Here is a 6992-nt window from a genome sequence, read left to right as displayed (position 1 = left end):
GCTCGCGATGGCGATCTATCAGTACCCATCTCTGTTACTGACACACCGCCATCGCGAGCAGGCTCACTCCTACAATTGATCGGCAAACTCGACCTCTGTAGGAGCTGCCGAAGGCTGCGATCTTTTGATTTTGATTTTTAAGGTCAAAATCAAAAGATCGCAGCCTGCGGCAGCTCCTACAGGGGATTGGGTCAGGCCAGCTCTAACTCCAGCTCTTGCTTGACCGGTACAGTCTCAAACCGATCCGCCAGGAACGGTGTGATATCCAGCGGCAGCGCTTCCTGATTGACCAGTTTGTCCAGCAGCACGCCGGTGATCGCTGAGGTCAGAATACCGGTGCGGAAGTGTCCGCAGGCATTCAGGTAACCCTCCACCCCACGCATCGGCCCGAGGATCGGCAGCTCATCCGGCGAGCCCGGACGCAGTCCGGCCCAGGTGCGCTTTAGATTGACGTCCTTGAGTTCCGGCAGGCACCGCACCGCGCCCTGCACCAGTCCGGCGATTTCCGGGTAGGTGGTGGTGACGTCGAAGCCTTTGTCTTCGGTGGTGCTGCCGATCAGGATCTCGCCGTTGTCCTTCTGCGCCACATAGCAGTCGCTGGTGGTCAGGCAGCCGTTGAGGATCTTCGGCATGCGCTCGGTCAGCAGAATCTGGCCCTTGACCGGTTTCACCGGGATACGAATCCCCGTCGCCCACTCACTCAAGTCCGCCGCCCAGGCACCAGCGGCGTTGATCAGGGTCTTGCAGTGGAACACGCCCTCCTCGGCCGTCTGCACGCCAGTCACGCGGCTGCCGTGGTGCAACACACCGGTGACGTTGGTGTTGACGAAGATGTCGACGCCATTCTGCCGCGCGCCTTCCATGTAGGCGTCGGCGAGACGGAACGGGCTGACCTGGTGATCGCAAAGAAACTCCAGCGCGCCACGGGCCTCATGGCTGACGCTCGGTTCCGCTTCACGCAGCGCCGCCTGATCGAGCCAGCGTACCTGATCGGCCAGATGCGGAATGCAACTGACGATGTGCTCGGCGTAGAGGCGGTCTTCGTCGTCATAGATGACGAACTTCAGCCCGGTCTTTTCGAACTTGAAATCCATCCCGTGCCTGTCCTTCAGCTCGCGATGCAGCGCCGGGTACAGCGCATTGGACTGCAAGGCGAAATCGAAGAAGGACTCCGGCAGGATGTGCGGCGTGCTGGCGTCCACCGCGACCGCCGCGCCCTGGGTTTCGCGCTTGCGGTTGGCCGACATCATGCGGAAGAAAATCACCCCGCAGCCCAGCCCCACCGACTCGCCGATGGCCCACAAGCCTCCGGCCGAAGCGCGGGTCGCGTTGCCCGGGCGCTTGGCGTCGATCACCGCCACCTTGAGGCCCTGGCGCTTGGACAATTGATAGGCGCAGGACGCCCCGATCACGCCGCCGCCGGCAATGATCACGTCATAGAACTTACTCATGGGATGCGGCCTCCGTGCCGACGGACTGGAACGCGGAAAAAGGGATCGGATCAATCGGGAAGCGCGGACGCAGCCAGCCGACGTCCTTGCGCCCGGTGGCCTGACGCAGACGGTCGCTGCAGTAGCCGACACACATCCGCCCCTGACAATCGCCCATGCTGACGCGGGTGCGCATTTTCAGGCTGGCGATGTCTTGCACACCCTGCTCCAGTGCCAGATCGATGTCCGCGCGGGTGGCGTGTTCACAGCGGCAGATCACGGTGTCGGCGGCCGGCAAAGCGGTCTGGCCGACACCGCGTTCGGTGTAGCGATCAACAGCCGCGCGGAAGCGCACGATGGATTTGAGCTTGCCCAGATAACGATCGCGGCGAACCCGCGCCAGCTCTTCTTCGATCACCCCGCGTTGCAGGAGGATCGAGGTCGCGGCGATCTTGCCGGCAAGCATCGCCGCTTCACCGCCGCGAATCCCGCCCATGTCACCGGCCAGATGCACGTGCGGCTCGTTGCTTTGCTGCCAGTTGTTCGAATTGGCGCGCAGGTAACCGTCGTCGCTGAAACCGTGATCGAGGCCCATCTGCTGACTGAGTTGGGTGCGCGGAATGAAGCCGTAACCGACCGCCAGGGTCTGCGCTTCGAAGCGCTCGATGCGCGTCAGGTCCGGCTCCCAGCTGGCCGAGTAAGGTGCCACGGTGACGCTTTTCAGCTCGCCGTCGCCGTGGGCTTCGACCACGCCCCAGCCGTAGTTCATCGGGATGCCGTGCAGTTTAAGGTAAGCAAGCATGCTCAAACCGTCGAGGAACAGCTGCGGCTTGTTCAGCAACGCCAGGCTTTCGCGGGCGATCTTGCCGAAGGCGCAGGCTTCGTACACGCCCGCGACCTTGACGCCGGACGCGTGCAGCTGCGTTGCCACCAATGGCAGCAACGGCCCGGTACCGGCGATGACCACCGGCCCCTGCGGCTTGACCACGCCACTTTTGATTTGCAGTTGCAGGCCGCCGAGCATGATCACCCCCGGCAGGGTCCAGCCGGGAAACGGCACGCTGCGTTCGTGGCAGCCGGCGGCCAGAAGCAATTGCGGATATTCGATCTCGTGCAGCTGCTCGTCGCCGTCGAGCACCACCAGCGCGCGGGTGCCTTCGGCGCCGACCACGCGATGATTGAGGCGCACGTCGATCAACCCGGACTGTTCCTGGAAATCACCGTGCAGTTTGCTCAGGGCTTCGGAATAGCGCGGCCCCAGATAATCCAGTTGCACGCCGTCGCGCAGCGGCCCGCGATAGACCACGCCACCAAGACGCGAGGCCTCTTCGAGCAAGGTGCAGCGCACCCCATGACGCGCCAGCTCGATGGCCGCCGCCATTCCCGCCGGACCACCGCCGACGATCACCGGTTGGAGGCTCATACGACCTCCTGCTCGTTGATGCGGTTGACCTGGGTTTCGATCTGCATGCCGTCGCGCACCACGGTCTGACAGGCACGGCGCTTGTGGCGGCCGTTGATCTTCACCAGGCAGCACTGGCACACACCCATGCCGCAGTAGGCGCCGCTGATCTGGCCATGGTCATTGCGTGCGACCTGGCGCACGCCAAGGGACTGGATAACGCTCAGGACGGTTTCGCCAATGGCCGCCGTCACCGGTTGACCATTGATGTGGACGGTCATATCCGCCTGGGTCAGGGGCTGGATATCGAAAGTGCGTTCTAGGCAGTGCATTACGAAGTTCATCCGTGAAAAGGTTCAGGGGGAAGGTATTGCGTCAGCTCCTTGCTGCTCTACACCGTGCGGCCCGTTTAATTGTTCGATTACAGGCGGGCTCGCGGGTACTTCGTCAGCGCAGCAAAGTGCGCGTGAAGCACTGTAGTTCAAACCTCAGCGAAGGCCTGGAACATTTACGTTAGGGGAAGTTACAAACGCGAATATTGATCCAGGCCAGTGAAAGCGGTCGGATTGTTCAACGATTCGGTTGAAGAAGACGAATGGTGCACGCCAGAAAGCAAAAAGCCGCTTTCACCGTGAAGTGAAAGCGGCCGAGGCATGGGCCTCAATGGAGCATTGGAATCAGTGTACGAACAGGGCGATCAGGATGATGATCGGGATTGGCACACCGAGGAAAAACAGTAATAGAGAGCGCATGGTGATTCTCCTTGTTAACGGACTGGAGGCAGAGTGGTCGTGGTGGCGTAGGTCTCGACTTCAACGTACTCGACCGCATCCCGGCGACGACCGCCGAAGGTGGCGGCGAGACTGGCGAAGAACGCACCGGCCAGCAACGCGATGAACATCCACAGCGAGGTCCAGGCAGCAACTTTCGCAGCGGTGTCGGCAGCCTGTTGGGCTTTGACTTTGGCGTCGGCGATGGCTTTCTGAGTGCGGGCATACACTTCATCGACACGCTTCTCGGCGTCGGCCTGACTCAGATTGGTTCGTTGTGCGACCAGTTGCGCGAGGTAGGTACGGTCTTCCGGACTGAGTTGGCCGTTGGCCAGGCTCTGGGCGAAGATCCGCGCTACGGCGCCATGGGCGGCATCATCACTGACCGATGCTGGACGGTCATCGCGGAACAGATTGTCGATGTAGTAACCGTACTGATTGCTGTCGGTGTTGGCCGCTGCGCTACCGGCAGCCTGAGTCGCGGCAGCCGCTGCGCCACCGGCGACACTGGCACCGGCCTGCACACCGCCACTGATCACACTGCTGACCGAGCCGACTACCAATACTGCGGTGACCAGCGTGGCCACACACCAGGCGAGGAAGCCATGGGCAGTATCACGAAAATACACTTCATCCCCGTGCATGTTGGCCCACTTCACCCGCAGCCGACCGGCGATGTAGCCACCCAGACCGGAGGCGATGATTTGCGTCGCCGCCAGCCAGACAATCGTCGAAATCCCCAGCCCCTTGGCGCTGATGCCCTCCCCGGCCCAAGGTGAAACGGCAGAGAATCCCAAACCGAAGCCAAGCAGCACTAAAATCATCGACAGTGCTGCGGCCGCCGCTGCGCCCGCGAAAATCGCGCCCCAGGACACGCCTGACACGTTGCTCGACTCTCCTTCGAAGGCAGGATAAAACCCATCAGAGGATCTATTCATTGTTGTAGTGCTCCAGGCATGAAAAATGGTGTTACAACTCGTCACGAGATGAATTGCAGCGACCGTGCCAGTCGAGACCCCGAAATAAATCCTTAAATTTCAATGATTTAAAAAGACTGAACTTCTACATTCATTGCAATTTGCAACAATGGACGGAAAGCAGCGGGTTTTATGCATTGACGCCAACGCCGCGAAGCGCCCCGAATTGACGTTTGTGACAGGCTATACATGAAAGTTAATTTAAAGCGCGACGCAAAATACTTGGCAAAATGCTGCCATTCCGTTTGAACCGATCAAGGCCTGCCCTATGACGCGTATTTTGACCATCGAAGACGACGCCGTGACTGCCCGTGAAATCGTCGCCGAACTCAGCAGCCACGGCCTGCAAGTGGATTGGGTCGACAATGGCCGCGAAGGCCTGGACAGAGCCGTCAGCGGCAACTACGACCTGATCACCCTCGACCGCATGCTGCCGGAACTCGATGGCCTGGCGATCGTCACCACCCTGCGCACCATGGGCGTGGCCACGCCGATTCTGATGATCAGCGCCCTCTCCGATGTCGATGAGCGCGTGCGCGGCTTGCGCGCCGGCGGCGATGATTACCTGACCAAACCGTTCGCCACCGACGAGATGGCCGCACGTGTGGAAGTGCTGCTGCGCCGCCAGAACAGCGTTGCCACCCAGGCCACCACGTTGCAGGTTGCCGACCTCGAACTGGACTTGATCAGCCACGAAGCACGCCGCGCCGGGCAGGTGCTGACGCTGCTCCCCACCGAATACAAGCTGCTGGAATTTCTCATGCGCAACAGCGGGCAGATCCTGTCGCGGATGATGATTTTCGAAGAGGTCTGGGGCTATCACTTCGACCCGGGCACCAACCTGATCGACGTACACATCGGTCGTCTGCGCAAGAAGATCGACGCGGCGGGCAATGTTCCGCTGATTCGCACGGTACGGGGCTCGGGTTATGTCATTGCCGAACCCGTCTGACGGCTGGCGCTCCTCCAGCAGTCGACTGCTGGCGCTGTACAGTTCGCTGTTCGTGGCCTGGAGCGCGATCCTCATGGGGGTCATGTATTTCGAGGTCTCCAGCTATCTCGATAACCTCGCCAAGCATTCGCTGATGCAACGTCAGCATCTGTTTTCGCACTTTCGCGGTGAGCAGCTGGAAGAAGCGCTCGCCGCCAGCATGACCTTTGATATACGCGGCATCGACGCCTATGGCCTGTTCGACGCCCAGGGCGTTTACCTCGGCGGTGCTTTGCAGCAACTGCCCGAAGGCCTGCCGCTGGATGGCAAGATCCACACCCTGGATGACTGCGCCGATTCCGATGACCCAACCCTGCCCGCCGACAGCTGCGACGCGGTGGCGACTCAGACCCGCGACGGCCGCTGGCTGGTGTTGCTGCGCGACAACGGTTCGTTGTTCGCCGTGACGCGGATCATTCTGCATGCATTGTTCTGGGGGGTATCACTGACGATTCTGCCGGGGATTGCCGGTTGGCATTTGCTGCGCCGCCGACCAATGCGCCGCATCCGCGCGATTCAGGACAGCGCCCAGGCGATTGTCGCTGGCGACCTGACCCACCGTTTGCCGCTGTCCAACCGCCGCGATGAACTGGACATGCTCGCCGCCATCGTCAACGCCATGCTCGATCGCATCGAACGGCTGATGCATGAAGTCAAAGGCGTGTGCGACAACATCGCCCACGATTTGCGCACGCCGCTGACGCGTTTGCGCGCGCAGTTGTATCGCATGCAACAGCAGGCTGGTGAAGGCTCACAGGAGGCGGCGCAACTGGACCTGGTGCTGGCCGAGGCGGACACGCTGATGGCGCGGTTTCGCGGATTGCTGCGGATTTCCGAATTGGAAGATCGTCAGCGCCGCTCAGGTTTTGTCGAGCTCGATCCGGTGCAACTGCTGGAAGAACTGCATGAGTTTTACCTGCCACTGGCCGAGGAAGGCGAACTGCTGTTCGTGCTGAACATGCCGGAAACCCTGCCACCGCTCAATGGCGACCGGGCGTTGCTGTTCGAGGCGCTGGCCAATCTGTTGAGCAACTCGATCAAGTTCACTCCGGCGGGCGGTACGGTGATTTTGCGCGGAGTGAATGACGGTGGGCATACGCGGATCGAAGTCCACGATTCCGGACCGGGGATTCCCGAAGCCGAGCGTGAGGCGGTGTTCCAGCGTTTCTATCGTGCCGAGGGCGGGCAACCACAGAGTGGCTTTGGCCTGGGTCTATCGATTGTCGCGGCGATTGTCAGCCTGCATGGCTTCAATCTTGAGGTGGGCAGCAGTGAGCTGGGCGGTGCGCAGCTGGTGCTGGATTGTCGACAGAGTTTGATCTCGCAGTCCTGAGAATCACCGCGCTGCATTGTAGGAGTGAGCCTGCTCGCGATATCGGTGGGTCAGCCAACATAATTGTTGAATGATCGACCGCTATCGCG

At 61.0% G+C, this 6992-nt stretch carries 6 protein-coding genes; 2 read left to right on the top strand and 4 right to left on the bottom strand.

Going from position 1 to position 6992, the window contains the following annotated elements:
• Nucleotides 1–191 precede the first annotated feature (191 nt).
• The 4 genes from hcnC to QMX91_RS27335 form a co-directional block, all read right to left on the bottom strand.
• The gene (hcnC, locus tag QMX91_RS27350; RefSeq protein WP_282413661.1) at nt 192–1451 is read right to left on the bottom strand and encodes a cyanide-forming glycine dehydrogenase subunit HcnC; all 1260 of its coding nucleotides are present in this window, start codon (nt 1449–1451) and stop codon (nt 192–194) included.
• A complete protein-coding gene (hcnB, locus tag QMX91_RS27345) occupies nt 1444–2853 on the bottom strand; it encodes a cyanide-forming glycine dehydrogenase subunit HcnB (RefSeq protein WP_098968199.1) in 1410 nt (469 codons plus the stop codon). Before hcnB ends, hcnC begins: the two co-directional genes overlap by 8 nt.
• Nucleotides 2850–3164 (bottom strand): cyanide-forming glycine dehydrogenase subunit HcnA, encoded by a 315-nt coding sequence (hcnA, locus tag QMX91_RS27340; RefSeq protein WP_027613237.1) that lies wholly within the window; start codon nt 3162–3164, stop codon nt 2850–2852. The genes hcnB and hcnA overlap by 4 nt, the downstream gene beginning before the upstream one ends.
• A gap of 434 nt (nt 3165–3598) precedes the next feature.
• Nucleotides 3599–4540 (bottom strand): hypothetical protein, encoded by a 942-nt coding sequence (locus tag QMX91_RS27335; protein WP_027613238.1) that lies wholly within the window; start codon nt 4538–4540, stop codon nt 3599–3601.
• A 307-nt stretch (nt 4541–4847) separates the two neighbouring features.
• Here QMX91_RS27335 and QMX91_RS27330 point away from each other — a divergent pair, with 307 nt between their 5' ends.
• Complete coding sequence (locus tag QMX91_RS27330; protein WP_027613239.1) at nt 4848–5531, top strand: response regulator transcription factor; 684 nt, start codon at nt 4848–4850, stop codon at nt 5529–5531.
• Nucleotides 5509–6903, top strand: a complete 1395-nt coding sequence (locus QMX91_RS27325) for a HAMP domain-containing sensor histidine kinase (RefSeq protein ID WP_027613240.1) — start codon at nt 5509–5511, stop codon at nt 6901–6903. Before QMX91_RS27330 ends, QMX91_RS27325 begins: the two co-directional genes overlap by 23 nt.
• The last annotated feature ends 89 nt before the right edge of the window (nt 6904–6992 follow it).

The sequence above is a fragment of the Pseudomonas sp. PS01299 genome (genome assembly GCF_029960145.1).
GTDB classification, from domain to species: Bacteria; Pseudomonadota; Gammaproteobacteria; order Pseudomonadales; family Pseudomonadaceae; genus Aquipseudomonas; species Aquipseudomonas putida_A.
The sequence above is the reverse complement of the archived record's forward strand: the minus strand, read 5'-3'. Positions and strand labels throughout refer to the sequence as shown.

Bases quoted from the DNA above. Each gene is read 5' to 3' on its own strand.
- QMX91_RS27335 (WP_027613238.1), bottom strand. From the start codon at position 4,540: ATGAATAGATCCTCTGATGGGTTTTATCCTGCCTTCGAAGGAGAGTCG.
- hcnC (WP_282413661.1), bottom strand. From the start codon at position 1,451: ATGAGTAAGTTCTATGACGTGATCATTGCCGGCGGCGGCGTGATCGGG.
- QMX91_RS27330 (WP_027613239.1), top strand. From the start codon at position 4,848: ATGACGCGTATTTTGACCATCGAAGACGACGCCGTGACTGCCCGTGAA.
- hcnB (WP_098968199.1), bottom strand. From the start codon at position 2,853: ATGAGCCTCCAACCGGTGATCGTCGGCGGTGGTCCGGCGGGAATGGCG.
- hcnA (WP_027613237.1), bottom strand. From the start codon at position 3,164: ATGCACTGCCTAGAACGCACTTTCGATATCCAGCCCCTGACCCAGGCG.
- QMX91_RS27325 (WP_027613240.1), top strand. From the start codon at position 5,509: ATGTCATTGCCGAACCCGTCTGACGGCTGGCGCTCCTCCAGCAGTCGA.